The sequence below is a fragment of the Kutzneria sp. NPDC052558 genome, assembly GCF_044547355.1.
Taxonomy (GTDB): Bacteria; Actinomycetota; Actinomycetes; order Mycobacteriales; family Pseudonocardiaceae; genus Kutzneria.
This window is the reverse complement of the sequence record NZ_JBIUAG010000034.1, coordinates 25,766-43,116: the sequence shown is the minus strand read 5'-3', so window position 1 is coordinate 43,116 and position 17,351 is coordinate 25,766. Positions and strand designations below refer to the sequence as shown.

Here is a 17,351-nt window from a genome sequence, read left to right as displayed (position 1 = left end):
GCCGGTCCCGACGACCGTTGACCATGCCGCCCCGGCGGGTTCTTCTCAGCGTGCGGGAACCTCAAGGTGCAACGCGGTCTGTAGTCGCTTGTACACGGCTTGGATCCGCGCCTCGTCCACGAAGATCAGCTGGGTGCCGGGCGGCGCCTCCGTCGCGAGCCAGGCCGTCAGGCGGGCCCGGGTGGGCGCGTTCAGCTGGGAGGTGACGCCCAGGAAGGGAGCTCGGCCACCACGGGCCGCCGCCGCGTCGGCGAGCTGGCGTCCGATGCCGGCCAGATTGCGCAGGAATCCCCGCTCGGTGTTGGTCAGGTCGGTGGCGGCCCGGCGATCCCACGCGTTCATTAGCTCGCGCCAGCGGTTCAGGTTGTGCCCCTTGACCTCGAACCCCCGGGTCTGCCCGGTGCGACCGGTCGGCGCGACCTCGAAGTCGATGATCGAGTCGCCCATCTCCACCTGCTTGCCGGAGATGCGATGGCCCGGCACGATGCCGCCGGCGGCCTCCTGTTCGTCCACCGCGAGCTCGGCGGCGATCCCTCGGGTCTTGGTCAACGCCCTGATCACCAGTTCCCGCCGGTCCGCCAGCGGAATCGACAGGTCGGCGGCGGCCAGGGCGGCCCGCCGGAACTCGTTCCACTTGGTGATCGGGTCGGCGCCGAGACGACTGATGTCCTGCGGGGTCAACCCGGTGGTGCGCAACCAGGCCAGGTCGACGGCGTACCGGGTGGGGGCCTTCTGCGCGAACACCCGGACCGCGTCGTCGGAGATGGCGTGCTGCGACACGAGCCACCGCACGTCGGCGAGGTAGGCGATCGGGTTGCCCTCCCGGGTGGCGGCACGCAGGAAGCCGGTGAGCTCGGCCTCCAACGCCGGCCGGGCCCGCAGCACCTGCTCGATCGCCGACAAGAAGGCGTCGACGGAGGCCGGGGCCAGCTCGGCCGCGGCGCGCAGCACGGCCGTGACGTGCTTGGCGGCCTGCGCGTCCCTGGCGGCGATCTGTTGCAGCAGGGGCACCACCCGCTCGGCGGCCGCGGTCCGCTGCCCGGCCGCGGTGAGCGTGGACAATAGGCGGGAACCGGCGACCTCGGCCCGCGCCTGCATGTAAAGGGCGGTGAACCGCTGCGGATCGCGTGGCTGGAGCGCACGCGTTCCATCGGCGAGCGCGACCTCGACCAGCTCGCCCGGGCGTAACCGGCCCCATGCCAGGGTCAGGGCCTCGAACTCCTGGACAGCCCGGCCGAGGGCGCGCGCGCCGGCTTGCCCCACCGCCGCGACGGCCAGCCGGCCGAGCCGACCGACCTCGGTGAGCAGACCCGAGGACAGCAGCCGGTACACATCGCGCGCGACCAGCACGCCCATCGCGATGTCATAGGCGGCAAGGAAATCCCGACCGGCCGCGGTCTGCCCCAGTTCCTGGCGGTAGGCGTCGACCACCTGCATGCTGCCCAGCAGCGCGGCCTGGAAGGCGAACTGGCGGAGGGCGACGCGTCCGCCCTGGGTGGCCGCTTCGGCTCCGAGGGCGGCCAGCCCGGCACGGAACCCGCCCTGCGCGAGTCCCGAGGCGAGCGCGGGGCCGAAGGCTCGCGCCAGCCCGGTTCCGGCCTGCGCCCACATCAGCACCTGCTGGTACTGGGTGATACGGCGGACGGCGATCGCCGTGGCGCCGCCGCCGAGCAGCCCGGCTGCCTCCAGAGCGGTCACGATCTGCGTCTGGGGGCGTGCGCCGACGACCTCGATGCGCACCAGTTCGGTCGGCCGGAACGGGCGTGAGCGGCGTTGCTCACGCAACGGATCCGTCATGCTGTGGCTGACCAGGACCTGGAAGACGATCGCGTTCCGGCCGTCCTGCGCGGGGACGGGCACACCGAAGGCCGCGTGGATGACGCCGGCCGAGTCCTCCCCGAGCTGAAAGGTCTCGATCCGCTGCAACCCGGCCGCGTCGTAGGTCATCGCGCCCAGCGCCCGCACCGTGAACAGCCGGCCGAACACCGCGATGTCGGCGATCGGCATGGACAGCAGGAGGTTCAACAGCGGACCGGCGGAGATACGCTGCTCCAGCCGCGGGAAATCCGCGCTCGACGTCGTGGACAGCACGCGTGCGACCAGCCCGGCGGCGGCGTCAGCGGCCGGCGTGCGGACCGCGATGTCGATCAATGCCACCCGCTGCTCCACCGTGGCCTGCGCGAGCACGTCGAAGTCCAGTCCGAGCACGGCCTGCGCGCGCCGAGGCTCCGGAGTGGACAGTGCCGCGGCCAGGATCTGGCCGCGGTGCGCGGCGTCGCCGGCCGGGAAGTCCGGGCGGAACTCGTTGGCCCTGATGAACACCGTGCCGGGGTGGTACCAGTAGAAGTGGCCGCCCGCGTCGTCCTCGGGCGGGACGATCAACGGGTCGAGTGTCGGGTAGAAGAGGCGGTAGCCGTAGAAACGGCCGTTGCCGCCGGGCACGACGATGCGCAGGCCGAGGTACGGAGCGTTGCGCGTGGCGGTCTCGGCCCGCTCCAGCGTCGGCTCGTCGGCGATGGTGCCGGCGACTCTGAGCTGGAGTCCGCTGCCCGACGCCCAGTAGAACCGTCCGACCACGTCGCCCACGGCGAACTCGGGCCGGGTGTCCGTCACGGTGTAGCCGGCCGACCTGCTCGACCGCAGCTGCATCGCCTTGCGGATCTGCTCTGCCTTCGAGCCGGTCTCGATGAGCAGCCACTCCAGCGCGGTGTGGGTGGTGTTCGAGAACAGGCCCGGTGAGGTGAGACTGCGGCCGGACAGCGCGTCGAGGTAGCGGTCGAAGTACTGCCTGCCCGCCGTGTCGTACAAGGCGGACCGCTGCGACCAGCGCAGGCAGCGTTCGACCAGGTTCCACTCGTCGCTGTCGTTGATGAACCGCTGGGACAGCGTGAGCACCGTCCAGTCCACGTCCGCGGTCAGCGCCGACTCCAGCGCCGACCTGAGCTGGGTGGCCGGACCCGGGGCCAGCCCGCGGCCGTCGCGGATGCGGATCGCCTGTTCCTGCACGCCTTGCGCGGCGTGGGTCTGGGTAGAGGGCACGACGTCGAAGTCCGCCTGCCGTGCCGGCGTGCCGAACAGGCGGTTCGCGATCTGGACGCGGGTGGCGAGCCCGGGGACGACCAGTTGGTCCGGCTCGGCCGCGGCGATGCGGATCGGGAAGTCGGCCGGCACGCCGGTGTCGGCCAGCGGGCCGTCGTCGGGATCGCCGGCGGTGGTGGTCTGCCTGGATCCGGGCGCCGGAATGTCCGGTGAGTCCTCGTCTTCGTCCTGGTCCTGCACGGGCGAGCCGGCGTGGGCGCGGATCCCGGGTAACGGCCGTCCCGCCGCCAGCGCCTCGGTGACCGAACGGGCTTCGTCCTCGGCGGCGACACCCGTGCCCCCGTCAGCAGTTGCCCTGCGCTGTTGCACGACGTGGGTCAGCTCGTGGGCGAGCAGGCCGCGCCCTTTCGGCGTGTCCGGCGCGAATCGGCCCCGGGCGAAGAACATCCCGCCGCCGGTGGTGAACGCCGCGGCATGGCGCTGCTGAGCGGCGGCCGCCGCGTCCGGGCCGTCGTGCACGTGGACGTCGGACAGATCCTCGCCGGTGCCGGCCTCGAAGGCCCGCACCAGCGCGCCGAAAGGAGTCTGTTCGGATTTCGCCGGCTCCTCGTGCGCGTGCACGTCAACCCTCGGTCGTCCAGTCCGGGCGCGGGAGCCGCACTCCGAGGCCCTCCGCGAAGTCGTACGGGTCGCCGGCCCGGATCCCGGTGGGCCGCCCGTCCCGGAACTCGTCGATTCCCTCGACCGCGTCCTCGTAGACGTCGTGCGGCCGCAGGGCGTACACCGGCTTCCGGTAGCCGGCCGACAACCACACGCCCAGCTCGTGGTCGGCCTCGGTCAACATCGGGTCCATTGTGGACACCGCCGAGTACCCGCCCGAGCCTGCGTGGAAGGCCAGCACACCCTCCGCCGGCGGATCGGCGTCATCCGCCGTCCACATGCCCAGCACGGCGGGCCGAGCGAGCTCCGGCGGCGCCGGAACCAGCACGATCCAGATCGGCAGGCGACTCGACATGGCCGCAGCGTAGGACCGCCTCCGTCGCCCGGCCGTCACCGGCCGGTCACCCTCGGCCGTTCGGGTGAACCGAGCCTCCGCCTGAAATGCCGCCGGCATGACCGGGAGCCTTCCACTGCCTGCCGGGGCACTGCACGACGGCGCGCGATCGGCCCCGGATGATGCGGGCGATGATCCGCGCGAGCGCTGTTTCGCTGCTTTTCCGGTATGGCGGGGCATCTGGCTCGTCCGCGGCCGCCCAGAGAGCCCGTGGCGGGCCATCTCCTCGCGCGACGGCGCGGTGCTGGTCCGCCGGCGAACGTCCACCTGAAGCCGAAGTCGTGGCCGCTGGGTTCAGCAGCAGTCCTCGCCGCGCCAGGCCTCGACGCCTTCGCGGACGGCCAGTGCGGCGATGCCCAGGGCGATTGCCGGGTCCAGCCACCACAGGCCGAACAGGGTGTTGGCGAGCAGGCCGACCAGGACGCCGGCGGCGAGGTAGGCGCAGAGCAGGTTCTGCGTGCCCTCGCCGGCGGTGGCGGCGGAGTCGAGGCGGACGGCGAGGCGTTTCTTGGCCAGGCCGAGTAGGGGCATGACGATGAGGCTGGCGATCGACAGGGCGATGCCGAGGAGGCTGGTGGCGGCGGCCCGGCCGGCCAGGAGGGTGGTGATCGCGTCATAGGCGATGTAGGGGGCCAGCAGGAAGAAGGTGACGGCGACGGCCTTGTGCGCGCGGGCCTCGGCGGTCGCGGAGAGGGTGCGGGCGCCGGTGAAGCGCCAGACGACGATCACGCTGGCCAGGCCTTCGATGACGGAGTCGAGGCCGAAGCCCAGCAGGGCGGCGGAGCCGGCGATGATCGCGGCGGTGATGGCGATCGCGCCCTCGGCGGCCATGTAGGCCAGCGACAACCAGGACAGCAGGCGGGCGTGCCCGGCGGCGCGATGCCAGTCGGAGTCCCGTTCGACCGGGGCGCAGCAGGTGTCGTGCGCCTGCTCCGTCATGACGGGTCCTCCGTGCAGGTGCCGTAGTTGGGGCAGAGCGCGACCGCATTGCCGGTCGCGGCCAGCACGGTCTCGGCGGCGGCGAACATCTCGATCAGCGCCGGCTGGGTGAGCCGGAACAGCGAGGCGCGGCCGACGGGCTCGGAGTCGACCAGGCCGCAGTCGCGCAGGCAGGCCAGGTGCTTGGACACGGTCGACTGGGCCAGCCCGAGCACGTCGACGAGGTCCACCACCCGGGCCGGCCCGACGGCCAGCCGGCGCAGGATCGACAGTCGGCCCGGGTCGCCCAACGACCGGAACAGGGCGGCGGCGGGCGCGAGCCCTGCCCGCTCCACCTCGGCATCCGTAGCTATTATCGACACGAGACGATGATAGCGGCAGAAGGTGCGTGGCTTGACCTTCGAGTCGAGTCGAAGGTCTACCGTGCCGGCATGGACAGCCTCCGGATCTCCCAGCTGGCCGAACGGGTCGGGGTGCGGCCGACGACGCTGCGGTTCTACGAGCAGGCCGGCCTGCTGCCGGCGCGCCGGTCGGAGTCGGGGTATCGGCTCTACGGCGAGGACGCGGTGGAGCGACTGGGGTTCATCGGCGCGGGCAAGCGGCTCGGCCTGCCGCTGGAGGAGATCCGCGAGCTGTTGCGGGTCTGGGAGGAAGGTCTGTGCGTGGACGTGCGGGCAAGCCTGCGGCCGATGGTGCTGGCCCGGATCGCCGACGCCGAGCAGCGGGCCGCCGAGTCGGCGGCGTTCACCGGGCGGCTGCGGGCGGCGCTGGCCGAGATCGACGGGCCACCCCGGCCCGGCCGCTGCGAGCCGGGGTGCGGGTACCTGGGTGATCGCGACGACGTCACACCGATCGCGTGCACGCTCACCGGCGGGGACAGGGCCGAGCGGTTGGAGCGGTGGCGACGGGTGCTGAGCAATGCGCATGGCCGAGAGGTGATTGCCGGCGGTTTGCGGATCCAGTTGCCGGCCACGCTGGCCAGTGAGGTCGCGGAGCTGGCCGCGGCCGAGCAGCGATGCTGTGCCTTTTTCGACATGTCCCTGCATTTCGTCGACGGACAGCTTCGGCTGGAGGTCCGTGCGCCGGCGGAGGCCGCGCCGTTGGTGGCCGAGGTGTTCGGGCGGCCTGTGTTCCAGGCAGAAGGAATGAGAGGAGTCGTCATGTAGGCCGCCCTACGGCGTGACCACCGGGCGGCCGTCGTGAGTTCAGGGGAAAACCCTGATGGCGTAGTGCCCGGCGGCAGGCATGCTGGAGGGGTCAAGGGGACAGCCACAGTTCGAGGAGAGTCATGAGCGAATCCAAGTCCGAGCACGCCCGCACCACCGTCGACTCGGTGGTCGACGCCGTTCGCGGGCTGGTCAGCGAGGGCATCAACCGTCGCGTGGTCGTGCGGAACAACAAGGACGACGTGGTGCTGGAGGTGCCGGCGGCGCTCGGACTGGTCGCGGCCCTGGTCGCCCCGGTGGCGACCACGGTCGGCGCCGGCGTCGCCCTGGTCGGCAAGTGCGACATCAAGATCGAGGACCGCCGGAAGGCCGGCGCCCAGCCCGCGACGACGGTCGACGCCGAGCGGGCGTAACGGCCGGCGCCGGCCACTGGGGGCCTCGCTGGATCTGTGGGCGCCTTTCCGGCCGCTCCCGAGGTCGATCTCGGGAGCGGCCGGCGACACTGCCCGGGACAGCGAGTGATGGCTGTCACGAGCGCCGGGTGGGCGGGGACACGAGGTGCTGGGTCTGCTGCTGTTCGTCGTCGCGGATCTCTTCGGCGATCGGGAGGACACGCCGGAGATCCGCGGTGGGCACGAACAGCACGCCGTCGTCGTCGGCCAGCACGGTGTCCTGGCGGCTGACGGTGTGCGCGCCGACCACGGCCGAGGAGAGCGGGTCGGGGTGATCGACGACGGCGCGCTGGGCCCGGCAGGGGATGGAGCCGAGGCTGAAGACCGGCAGACCGATCTCCCGGACCTCGGTGGTGTCCCGGTGCAGGCCCCACACGACGATGCCGGCCAGCCCGGCGCCCAGAGCGTGGGCCGCCATCAGGTCGCCGACGCACGCCTCGTCGAGCCGGCCGCCGTTGTCCACCACCAGCACGTCGCCGGGGGCGGCGGCGTCGATGGCGGAGCGCAGCAGCCGGGCGCTGCCGCCGAACCGGATCGGGGCGACGGGGCCGGCGAGCCGGGTGCCGGGCCGCACCGGATGGGTTCCGGTCGGGCCGAACCGCGGTGGCACCCCGGCCCGGACGCAGGCGTCGGCCACGTGCGCGGTGGTGACGCCGGCCAGTCGGTCCACAATGGACTGATCAGCGGGTGCGGACATGGTGCAACCACCCGTCCACGTCGGCCGAGCGGCCCTGCTGCACGTCCATCAGGGCCCGGCGCAACCGCGCCGTCACCGGACCCATCCCGCCGTCGCCGACGGCGAAGTCGCCGTCGCGGTCGCGAACCGCGCCGACCGGGGTAACCACGGCCGCGGTGCCGCAGGCGAACACCTCGCTGATCGCCCCGGACGCACAGTCGGCGCGCCACTGGTCCACCGACAGTTTGGTCTCGGCCACCCCGTATCCGAGGCGCGCGGCGATGCGCAGCAGCGAGTCGCGGGTGACGCCGGGAAGGAGGGTGCCGGTGAGCGGACTGGTGAGGATGGTGTTGCCCCGTACGAAGAACAGGTTCATCCCACCCATCTCCTCGATCCAGCGGTGCTCCGCCGAGTCGAGCCACACCACCTGGGCGCAGCCGGCCTCCTGGGCGGCGCGCTGCGCCACGAACGACGGCCCGTAGTTGGCGGCGCACTTCACGTCGCCGGTGCCGCCGGGCATGGCGCGGGTGTGCTCGCGGGAGACCAGCACCGACACCGCCTCGACCTTGTCGCCGAAGAAGCCGCCGGCGACGAACGCCATCACCAGGAACCGGTAGTTCTCCGACGGGCGCAGCATCAGGTTGACGTCGGTGCCGAACATCAGCGGCCGCAGGTAGATGCTGTGGTCGGGGTCGTCGGACAGCTCGCCCTGGTCGGCGGCGACGACCTGGTCCACGCCGTCGAGGTAAAGCTGTTCGGGCAGCGCCGGCATGGCCAGGCGGGCGGCGGACCGGTTGAAGCGGCGGGCGTTGTCCAGCGGACGGAACACCGCGACGCCGCCGTCGGGCTGGCGGAACGCCTTCATCCCCTCGAAGATCACCTGGGCGTAGTGCAGGCCGATGGTCGCCGGGTGCAGGGAAAGATCGGCCAGCGGCAGCAGCTGGCCGTCGTGCCAGCCGCGGTCGGGGGAGTAGCTCAGTGAGTACATGCTCGGGGTGAAAGCGGCGCCGTGGCCGGGGCTGGTCTTGGCAGTGGGTTCGAGCAGGGCGGTCATCGCGGGGTCCCTTCCAGTTGCGGAAACGTCGGTTCAGAAGCGTTGGGGTGCCACAGGTCCTCGGCGTCGAGCTCGGCGGGCCGGTACTTGCCCATGGCGCTGACCAGCAGCCGCAGCTCCAGGGCCAGCGCCTCGACCAGCCGAACAAGGCCCCGCGAGGGGTCCTCGTGCACGGCGATCAGCGCGGCCCGGCCCAGGCCGGTGGCCCGGGCCCCGGCGGCCAGGCACTTGGCGGCGCGCAGGCCCTCCCAGACCCGCCCGGTCACGAGCAGACAGCCGGCCGGCACGCCGATTCGGCGCAGGCACTCGGCCAGCGGCAGGCCGACCCCGCCGAGGAACGCGGTCGGGGCCCAGCCGGTGCCGCCCTCGGCGCCGTCCACGGTGACGGCGTCCGCGCCGGCGGCCCAGGCCACCGCGGCGGCGTGGGCGATGTCGCGGCCGGGGTGCAGCTTCACCCAGGCCTTGGCCCGGGGGAAGTTGTTGCGCATCAAGCGGATCTGCTGGCGGAGGATCTCATCGGTGAAGGTGCCGGGGCTCGCGCAGCGCAGCACCCGGTCGGCGTCCGCGCCGAACACCGGCTCCAGGGCGAACTGCTCGGCCAACCGGTCGGCGGCCTCGGCGGCGACCACGGTCATCCCGCCCAGCCCCGGCTTGGCGCCCTGGCCGACCTTCAGCTCGAACGCGAGCCGGCCGGACTCCAGCAGCGGCAGCGCCGACGGGTCGCTGTAGACGAGGTTCCACACCTCGGCGTCGGCGTCCTCGGTGCTCTGCTGCACGGCGACCCCGCCCACCCCGTCGGCGACGCTGTCGGCGTAGGCGGCGATCCGGTCCCGCAGCCCGCGGCCGCCGGCGTCGTCGAGCCGGCCATAACCGTTGACCGGCACCACGTTCTCCCCGACGACCATCGGGATGCCCAGTTCGCCGGCCTGCCGGGCGGCGGCCGTGCCCAGGTTGACGCTGGCGACCTGGGTGGAGCCGAACGCCGACAGGTACAGCGGCAGGGCGGCGCGGAACCCCCCGACCTCGGTGGCGAGGTCCACGTCGGAGTGCAGCGGCTCCCGGGCCAGGTCGATCAGCTTCTCCAGCCGGCGTGGCATGAACACCGGTGGCACCATCCGGGCGGCGTCCAGCGCGTCCGGCGGGGCCGACTCGGGGCTGGCCCCGAGCAGCGCGTGCCCGTAGTCGGCCTGATCGGGGAAGACGGCCGCGCCGCCGCGGCGGGCCCGGTCGCGCACCAGGTCCTCGGGAAAACCGCCCGCGTGCAGGGTGCTCACGGCGCCACCACTCCCGGCACCTTCGGGAAGGCCACGGTCTGCCAGGCGTGGTCGACACCGGCGATGTAGCGGGTGACCCGTTGCAGACCGAGGCCGAACCCGGCCGACGCGGGGATGCCCTCGCGGACCATGTCCAGGTACCAGCGGTACTTCGACGGGTTCTCGCCGGTCTCCCGCATCCGGGCGATGATCGCGCCGTAGTCGTGCTCGCGCTCGCCGCCGCTGGCCAGCTCGCCGTAGCCCTCCGGGGCCAGCAGGTCGAAGTTGCGCAGGTAGCCGGGCTGCTCCGGGTTCTCGCGGTCGTAGAAGCCGCGCGATCCCTTGGGATAGTCGGTGACGAAGAACGGCCGGCTGGACTTGGCCGACAGCAGCGCCTCGCCCTGCCAGTCGATCTCGGCGTCCGGGTTCTGCCGGTGCCCGATCTCGGCCAGGTCGCTGATCGCCTGGGCGTGCGTGCGGGACTCGAAGCGCTCGGCCAGCAGGTCGGCGAACGCGTCCGGGTCCCGGCCGAGCAGATCGAGCTCGGCGCGCGCGGTCTCGATCACCCGGCGCACCATGGCCCGCACCGCCCCCTCGGCCACGGCCATCGCCTCGGTGCGCGACGCGCCGGACAGCTCGACGTCGATCTGGTGGAACTCGGCCAGGTGCCGGCTGGTGTTGGCGGTCTCCAGCGGTTCCAGGCGCACGTTGGGCGCGATGCAGAAGATCCGGTCGAACGTGGTCAGCGCGGCCTGCTTGTAGAGGATCGCGCTGGTCATCATCTTGTACCGGTGGCCGTAGTAGTCGACGTCGACCTGCTTGGCCCCGCGGGCGCCGGGATCGGTGACCGGGCCGATGATCGGCAGCAGCACCTCGGTGCAGCCCTGCTCGGTCAGGTACGCGCGGGCCGCGTCCAGCATGACGTGCTGGACGCGCAGCGCCGCCCGGGTGGTCTCGGCGGTGAGGTGCTCACGCGGGCTGCCGGGCAGCTCGGGGGCGGAGTCGGTGCGCATCAGATCCATGACGGGGATTCCTTGTCTGGTAGGCGATTCAGGTGAGCACGCACTCGCGCTCCAGCGCGGCGTCGTCGAACTTGCGTTCCAAATAGGACAGTGCTTGCAGCAGTTGGCCGGAGGTGTTGGGCTCGCCGCCGGTCTCGGCCAGCCCGCGCAGCGGCAGGCCGCCGATGCGGGTCCATTGCAAGCGGCCGGCGCCGTCCACTGTGGCCCGGGTCCGGCCGGCGTTGTCCGGGTGCAGGCAGTACGGCACGTCCAGCAGCCCGGTGGTCACCGCCCGGGCCAGGCCGGCCCCGAGGTCGGCATCCAACTCCAGCACCGCTTCCACGATCGCCGTGGCCTGCGCGGCGATTCCGGTGTCCTCGGGCGTTGTCCGTGTCGAGGGCTGCGCGGCCGCGGCGGCCGCGGCAATCCTCAGCGCATCGACGTTTTCCTCGACGGTGGGGATGCGATGGGCTTCGGCGACGGTCTTGACGATCAGCCGTTCGGCCCCGCCCCGCACGCTCATCCGCGCCGCCTCGGCCAGCAGAGCCGCGGCCCCGCCCGGCGTCCGGGGGAACGACCCCATGAAGGTGTAGACCACGACGTGCCAGTCGGTGTCGGGCAGGAACCGCGCGGCCAGCTCCCGCAGGGCCCGCAGCGCCTCGGCGTCCTGGCCGGGGTGGGTCTGCTGGGCGTAGCTCAGCGACACGCTGTCCACCCCGAGCCGACGGAAGAACACCGCCTCCAGCAGGCTGATCGCCACCAGCAGCGCCGGCGGGCACAGCTGGGCCATCATGCAGCCGCCGAACGTCTCCAGGTGCGGGCGCCGGCCGGTGGACCGCAACTCGGCCAGCATCCGGGTGGACTCGGTCCAGGCCCGCACCGACTCCTCGACCGGCACCCGGCTGTAGGGCAGGCAGTAGGAGATCGGGCCGCCCTCGGTGGCGTCCAGCCCGGCGGCGATCAGCGCGGCCACGATCCGTTGCGGCCGGGGCGAACCGTGCCGAACCTGCACCGGGAAGTCCGGGCCGAGCAGCCCATCGAGCACCGACCGGGTGACCGCGAGCGGATGGTCCACGATCGGATACCCGTTGAGCTGCTTGCCTTCCGCGAACGCGGCCCGCACGCTGTCGTGCTCGCCGACCCGGGTGAAGCTGTCCAGGGTGAGCGTGCCGACGGCCCGTACCCCGGCGGCGCGGGTGGCGGCCAGGCCGGCGCGCATCCGCGCCGGGTCGCCGAACCCCATCCGCGGCTGCACCACCAGCTCGCCCGCGCGGGCGGCGGCGGCCACGAAGCCGCCGAACCCGGTCACGCCCGCACCCGCGCGGCCAGTCTGTCCACATAGGACCGGAACGGGGCGATGCCGCCGTGGTCCTCGAAGACCTCGTCGACGCCGGCGGCCCGCAGCCGGTCGGCCTGCGAGTCGCCGCGCGGCCCGTCGATGCCCAGCTTGCCGCCGATCACGACGGCGGTCGCGGCCAGCTCCGGGCGGGCCCGCAGCGCGCGGACCACCCGCTCGCCGTCCTGCCAGCCGTGGCCGTTGACCGAGCCGAGCACCACCAGGTCGGGGTCGTGCCGCAGGCACTGCTCGACCAGCATGTCGTCGGGCACGCACGCGCCGAGGTTGCGCACCCGGTGGCCGCGCTCCTCCAGGAACAGTTGCAGGTACACCAGGTTCCACGTGTGCGCGTCCGAGGCCAGGCCGCTGACCAGCACGTCGAGCGGCGGGTTGTCGGGGGATCTCGGGTCTGCCAGTTCCATGATCGAACCTCGTCGGATCGGTCGCCGGCCGGTCCGGCGAAGTCGTTGTGGCCCAAACCGTAGGAACCGCGGCCGGTCGCCGGCGGCAGCACGATCGGCAGCTCACCGGCGGTTGCCGGCGGCCGGAGCGCCGCCGGGCTGCCGGCCGAACTGCCGGTTCCGACCACCTGACCCGCCTAGCTTTGTGCGCTGTCAGCACGAAGCGAGGAGCAGCGGATGACCCTCACCGAGGCCAGGCCCACCCAGCCCCGCCGGTTCGGCGGAGTGCTGCGCCAGCACGACTTCCGCATGTTGTGGGTGGGCGAGACGACCAGCCGGCTGGGCACCACCGTCACCGGGATCGCGGTCCCGCTGATCGCCGTGACCTCCCTGCACGCCAGCACCTTCCTGATGGGCGTGCTCGACGCGGTGGCCTGGCTGCCGTGGCTGCTGATCGGGCTGCCGGCCGGCGCGCTGATCGACCGCCTGCCCCGCCGGCGCACCATGCTGGTCTGCGACGCGGTGTCCGCGCTGCTGCTGCTCAGCGTGCCGGTGGTGGCCGTGTTCGGCACGCTCACCATGACCCAGCTGGTGGTGGTGGCCCTGCTGGTCGGGGTGGCCACGGTCTTCTTCACCACCGCCTACCAGGCGTTTCTGCCGTCGGTGGTGGCCAAGGAGGACCTGGCCGAGGGCAACGCCAAGCTCCAGGCCAGCGACCAGGCCGCCACCATCGCCGGGCCCGGCCTGGGCGGCGTGATCACGCAGGCGGTGGGCGCGGCATCGGGCCTGCTGGTCGACGTGGCCTCGTTCGCCGTGTCCGCGGTGTGCCTGCTGCGGATCCGGGCCAGGGAGGAGAAACCGGTCGTCAAGCAACGCCGGCCGCTGCTGACCGATGTGCGTGAAGGCCTGATGTTCGTGATCCGCGACCGCTACCTGCGGGTGCTGACCGCGTGCGCGGCGATCGACAACTTCGTGCTCACCGGGACCCACGCGCTGCTGGTGGTGTTCCTGGTCCGCACGGTGCAGACGCCGCCGAGCGCGGTCGGGTTCCTGCTCGCCGCGGACGCCATCGGCGGCATTCTCGGCGCGCTGGTCGCCACCCGGCTGGCCCGCCGGTTCGGCACCGGTCGCGGGCTGCTCATCGCCACCGTCGGCACGACCCCGTTCGGGCTGCTCGTCCCGCTCACCGACGGCGGCTGGACGCTGGCGTTGTTCATGGTGGGCCTGCTGGTGCCGGCCGCCGGCACGGTGGCCGGCAATGTGATCGCCAACGTCTTCCGGCAGAAGCACACCCCGCCGGACCTGCTCGGCCGGGTCTACACCAGCGCCCGGTTCGTGCAGTTCGGCGTGATCCCGCTCGGCGCGCTGCTCGGCGGCCTCGCCGGCGCCGAGCTCGGCGTGCGGCCCGCGCTGTGGCTGCTGCTCGGCCTGGGCGTGCTGGGCCGCTGCGTCCGGCTGATCGGCCCGCTGGCCCGCGGCCGCGACCTGCCCACGACCCCCGTTACCCGATAGCTCAACCACTGTTTGGGAGGCGAACCGAGATGACCAACCCGTTCGAGCACGAGGACGGCAGCTACCTGGTCCTGGTCAACACCGAGAACCAGCACTCGCTGTGGCCCGCGCACATCGACGTCCCGGCCGGCTGGCGCACCGCGCACGGCCCGGACACCCGCAAGGCCTGCCTCGACCACGTGGAGGCGAACTGGACCGACCTGCGCCCGGCCAGCCTCGCGGCCGCCCGCGGCTGACCCCCTCGCCAAGACCAGAGACCGGGATGGGACCCATGAACGCCGACACGCTCACCGCGCTGCTCCAGGCGCAGGCCGCCGCCAGCCCCGCGGCCACAGCCGTGGTCTTCGAGGGCGCAGAGATCGACTACGCCGGGTTGCACGCCAAGGCCGACCGGCTGGCGCACCGCCTGGTCGCCGCCGGCGCGGGGCCGGAGTCGGTCGTCGCGGTCGTGGTTCCCCGCTCGGTGGAGCTGGTGGTGGCGCAGCTGGCCGTGCTCAAGACCGGCGCGGCCTACCTGCCGGTCGACCCGGACTACCCGGCCGACCGGATCGGCTACATGCTCACCGACGCCGCGCCGCTGCGGGTGCTCACCGTGTCGGCACTCGCCGCGGCGTTGCCGGAGGTGGCGCCGGTGATCCGGCTCGATGAGCCGGACGACGGCACGTATCCCGTTCCCGAGCCGGTGTCCTTGTCGTCGCAGCACCCGGCGTACCTGATCTACACCTCCGGCTCCACCGGCCGCCCCAAGGGCGTGGTGGTCAGCCACGGCGCGATCGTGAACCTGCTGCTGTGGATGCAGGACCAGCACCGGCTCGGCGCGGACGACCGGGTGCTGCTCAAGGCCCCGTCCGGGTTCGACGTGTCGGTGCGGGAGACCTTCTGGCCGCTGGTCGCCGGCGCTGCGTTGGTGGTGGCCAAGCCGGGCGGGCATCGGGATCCCGCTTACCTGGCCGAGTTGATGCGCCGCGAGCGGGTCACGACCGTCCACTTTGTACCGTCGATGTTGCAGGCGTTCGTCCGCGAGCCGGCGGCCCGGGCGTGCACGAGCCTGCGGCAGGTGCTCAGCGGCGGCGAGGCGCTGCCGACGGAGCTGCGGGCGCGGTTCCACGAGCTGCTGGACGCCGACCTGCTCAACGTCTACGGCCCGACCGAGGCCGCCGTGCACGTGACCCGCTGGCGCTGCGTTCCCGAGCCGGGGGCGACCTCGGTGCCGATCGGATCGCCGGTGTGGAACACGCGTCTGCACGTCCTGGACGCCAACCTCGCGCCGGTCGAGGTTGGCGTGGTCGGCGAGCTGTACCTGGCCGGGGCGCAGTTGGCCCGCGGCTACCACAATCGGCCCGGGCTGACGGCCGAGCGGTTCGTCGCGGATCCGTTCGGTGGCGGGCGGATGTACCGCACCGGCGACCTGGTGCGCTGGCGCGAGGACGGCGTGCTCGACTACGTCGGCCGCGCCGACGCGCAGGTCAAGGTCCGGGGCCTGCGCATCGAACTGGGCGAGATCGAGGCCGTGCTGACCGAACACGCCACGGTCGACGAGACGGCGGTGATCGTCCGCGAGGACCGGCCGGGCGACAAGCGAATCGTCGCCTACGTCGTGCCGGCCGGCGTGGTGGACGAGGACGCGCTGCGGGACCATCTCGCCGCTGCCCTGCCGGCCTACATGGTGCCGGCGGCGTTCGTGATCCTTTCTACACTTCCCTTGACCCCCAACGGGAAGCTGGACCGCCGGGCGCTGCCGGCCCCGGTGTTCTCCGGTTCCGGCACCGGCCGTGCGCCGAGCACTGAGCGCGAGGCGGTGCTGTGCCGGCTCATCTCCGAGGTGCTCGGCGTCACGGATGTGGCTGCCGACGACAGCTTCGTCGGGCTGGGCGGGGACAGCATCGTCGCTATCCGCCTGGTCACGCTGGCTCGTCAGGCCGGCCTGCGGCTGTCCCCGGGTGACGTGCTCCGTCACCGGACGGCCGAGGCAATGGCGTTGTACGCCAAGGAAATCGACGCCGCGACCGAGGCGCCGCCGACCGACGACGGCACCGGCCCGCTGCGGCCGACGCCGATCATGCGCCGGCTGCGGGAACGCGGCGGCCCGGTCGACAGCTTCAACCAGACCGTCCTCGTGCAGACCCCGGCCGGGCTGCGTCAGGATCAGCTGACCGCCATCCTGCAAGCCCTCATCGACACCCACGATGCCTTGCGCCTCAAGGTGTCCCGTGACTGGGACATCGAGGTCACCCCGATCGGCTCGGTGCTCGCGGCTGAGTGCCTCGACCGAGTCGAGGTCACCGGCGACTGGCCGCTGGAGCACGTGGCCGCCGCCCGCCGCCAGCTGTCGCCGGCCGACGGCGTCATGATCCGCGCGGTGTGGTTCGACGCCGGCGCCGAGCGGGCCGGGCGGCTGGCGGTGGTGATCAACCACATGGCCGTGGACGGCGTCTCCTGGCGGATCCTGCTCGACGACCTGGCCGCCGCCTGGCGGTTCGTGGCCGCCGGTCGGGAGATCAGGCTGGCTGCCGTCGGCACGTCGTTCCGCCGCTGGTCGGAGCTCCTGCACGCGGACGTGCCCACTCGCCGGGCGGAGCTGCCGCACTGGCGCGACACCCTGCGCACGCCAAGCCCCGGCATCGGCGGCCGGCCGCTCGACCCGGCCGTGGACGTGGAGACCGAGGAGTGCCGGCTCACCCTGGAACTGCCCGCCGACGTGACCGAGGCGCTGCTGTCGGCGGTGCCGGCCGCGTTCGGCTGTGCCGTCAACGACGTGCTGCTCACCGGGCTCGCCCTGGCGGTGGCCCAGTGGCGCGGGCCGGGCGCGGTGCTGGTCGAGGTCGAGGGGCACGGCCGCGAGGAGCTGCCGGGCCGGCCCACCGACCTGTCCCGCACCGTCGGCTGGTTCACCACCGTGTTCCCGGTCCGGTTGGATCCCGGCGACGCCCCGGCGGCCGACGTGCTGGCCGGCGGCCCATCGGTCGGCGCGGCGCTCAAGCGGATCAAGGAACAGCTGTTCTCGGTGCCGGACAAGGGAATCGGCTTCGGCTCGCTGCGCAGGCTGGACCCGGAGTCCGCCGCCACCCTGGCCGTCTACCAGCGGCCCGAACTGGGCTTCAACTACCTCGGCCGGTTCCCCGCCTGCCGGGCCGGCGACTTCGCCATCGCCCCGGAACTGCCGGTCGGCCTGGACGACGCCGAGCCGGGAATGCCGATGGCCCATGGCATCGAGGTCAACGCGGCCACCTACGACACCGCCGCCGGGCCGGTGCTGCGGGCCACCTGGACCTGGGCGGCCGGCGTGCACTCCAGGGCCGCCGCGCGGGACCTGGCCCGGGCCTGGTTCCAGGTGCTGCCGGCCATCGTCGAGCACACGCGGCGCCCCGGTGCCGGCGGCCTGACCCCGTCCGACCTGTCCCTCCTGGACTTCAGCCAGGAGGAGCTGGACGAGGTCGAAGCCGACCTCGGCGTCCTCTGACCCCACCC

15 protein-coding genes are annotated in these 17,351 nt (G+C 72.9%); 5 read left to right on the top strand and 10 right to left on the bottom strand.

Annotation, left to right across the window (positions count from 1 at the left end):
• Positions 1-45 precede the first annotated feature (45 nt).
• From ACIG5F_RS39945 to ACIG5F_RS39930, 4 genes are all read right to left on the bottom strand, one after another.
• Positions 46-3,660, bottom strand: a complete 3,615-nt coding sequence (locus tag ACIG5F_RS39945; RefSeq protein WP_396525291.1) for a DUF4157 domain-containing protein — start codon at positions 3,658-3,660, stop codon at positions 46-48.
• A 1-nt stretch (position 3,661) separates the two neighbouring features.
• Complete coding sequence (locus tag ACIG5F_RS39940; protein ID WP_396525290.1) at positions 3,662-4,054, bottom strand: hypothetical protein; 393 nt, start codon at positions 4,052-4,054, stop codon at positions 3,662-3,664.
• 333 nt (positions 4,055-4,387) lie between these two features.
• A complete protein-coding gene (locus ACIG5F_RS39935; protein WP_396525289.1) occupies positions 4,388-5,032 on the bottom strand; it encodes a cobalt transporter in 645 nt (214 codons plus the stop codon).
• Positions 5,029-5,394: an ArsR/SmtB family transcription factor gene (locus tag ACIG5F_RS39930; protein ID WP_396525288.1), complete on the bottom strand. Its 366-nt coding sequence runs from the start codon at positions 5,392-5,394 to the stop codon at positions 5,029-5,031. The genes ACIG5F_RS39935 and ACIG5F_RS39930 overlap by 4 nt, the downstream gene beginning before the upstream one ends.
• 69 nt (positions 5,395-5,463) lie before the next feature.
• Between ACIG5F_RS39930 and ACIG5F_RS39925 the strand changes: the two genes are divergently transcribed.
• Together ACIG5F_RS39925 and ACIG5F_RS39920 are read left to right on the top strand one after the other, a co-directional pair.
• On the top strand, positions 5,464-6,198 hold the full coding sequence (locus tag ACIG5F_RS39925) for a MerR family transcriptional regulator (RefSeq protein WP_396525287.1): 735 nt from the start codon (positions 5,464-5,466) through the stop codon (positions 6,196-6,198).
• A 122-nt stretch (positions 6,199-6,320) separates the two neighbouring features.
• Positions 6,321-6,611 carry a DUF4342 domain-containing protein gene (locus tag ACIG5F_RS39920; protein ID WP_396525286.1) on the top strand — a complete coding sequence of 97 codons (291 nt, stop codon included), beginning with the start codon at positions 6,321-6,323 and terminating at the stop codon, positions 6,609-6,611.
• Positions 6,612-6,726: 115 nt separating this feature from the next.
• Here ACIG5F_RS39920 and ACIG5F_RS39915 read toward each other — a convergent pair whose 3' ends face one another.
• The 6 genes from ACIG5F_RS39915 to ACIG5F_RS39890 are packed head-to-tail and all read right to left on the bottom strand — an operon-like array spanning position 6,727 to position 12,392.
• Positions 6,727-7,347 (bottom strand): RraA family protein, encoded by a 621-nt coding sequence (locus ACIG5F_RS39915; protein WP_396525285.1) that lies wholly within the window; start codon positions 7,345-7,347, stop codon positions 6,727-6,729.
• Positions 7,331-8,380 carry a branched-chain amino acid aminotransferase gene (locus ACIG5F_RS39910; protein WP_396525284.1) on the bottom strand — a complete coding sequence of 350 codons (1,050 nt, stop codon included), beginning with the start codon at positions 8,378-8,380 and terminating at the stop codon, positions 7,331-7,333. Before ACIG5F_RS39910 ends, ACIG5F_RS39915 begins: the two co-directional genes overlap by 17 nt.
• Positions 8,377-9,654, bottom strand: a complete 1,278-nt coding sequence (locus ACIG5F_RS39905; RefSeq protein ID WP_396525283.1) for a glutamate synthase-related protein — start codon at positions 9,652-9,654, stop codon at positions 8,377-8,379. Before ACIG5F_RS39905 ends, ACIG5F_RS39910 begins: the two co-directional genes overlap by 4 nt.
• Positions 9,651-10,655 (bottom strand): asparagine synthetase A, encoded by a 1,005-nt coding sequence (locus ACIG5F_RS39900; RefSeq protein ID WP_396525282.1) that lies wholly within the window; start codon positions 10,653-10,655, stop codon positions 9,651-9,653. Before ACIG5F_RS39900 ends, ACIG5F_RS39905 begins: the two co-directional genes overlap by 4 nt.
• Before the next feature lie 28 nt (positions 10,656-10,683).
• Complete coding sequence (locus tag ACIG5F_RS39895) at positions 10,684-11,943, bottom strand: methylaspartate mutase (protein WP_396525281.1); 1,260 nt, start codon at positions 11,941-11,943, stop codon at positions 10,684-10,686.
• Positions 11,940-12,392: a cobalamin B12-binding domain-containing protein gene (locus ACIG5F_RS39890; RefSeq protein WP_396525280.1), complete on the bottom strand. Its 453-nt coding sequence runs from the start codon at positions 12,390-12,392 to the stop codon at positions 11,940-11,942. The genes ACIG5F_RS39895 and ACIG5F_RS39890 overlap by 4 nt, the downstream gene beginning before the upstream one ends.
• Positions 12,393-12,608: 216 nt before the next feature.
• Here ACIG5F_RS39890 and ACIG5F_RS39885 point away from each other — a divergent pair, with 216 nt between their 5' ends.
• The 3 genes from ACIG5F_RS39885 to ACIG5F_RS39875 are packed head-to-tail and all read left to right on the top strand — an operon-like array spanning position 12,609 to position 17,343.
• Complete coding sequence (locus ACIG5F_RS39885; protein WP_396525279.1) at positions 12,609-13,883, top strand: MFS transporter; 1,275 nt, start codon at positions 12,609-12,611, stop codon at positions 13,881-13,883.
• A gap of 29 nt (positions 13,884-13,912) precedes the next feature.
• A complete protein-coding gene (locus tag ACIG5F_RS39880) occupies positions 13,913-14,119 on the top strand; it encodes an MbtH family protein (protein WP_396525278.1) in 207 nt (68 codons plus the stop codon).
• Between the two features lie 35 nt (positions 14,120-14,154).
• Positions 14,155-17,343 carry an amino acid adenylation domain-containing protein gene (locus ACIG5F_RS39875; RefSeq protein WP_396525277.1) on the top strand — a complete coding sequence of 1,063 codons (3,189 nt, stop codon included), beginning with the start codon at positions 14,155-14,157 and terminating at the stop codon, positions 17,341-17,343.
• The last annotated feature ends 8 nt before the right edge of the window (positions 17,344-17,351 follow it).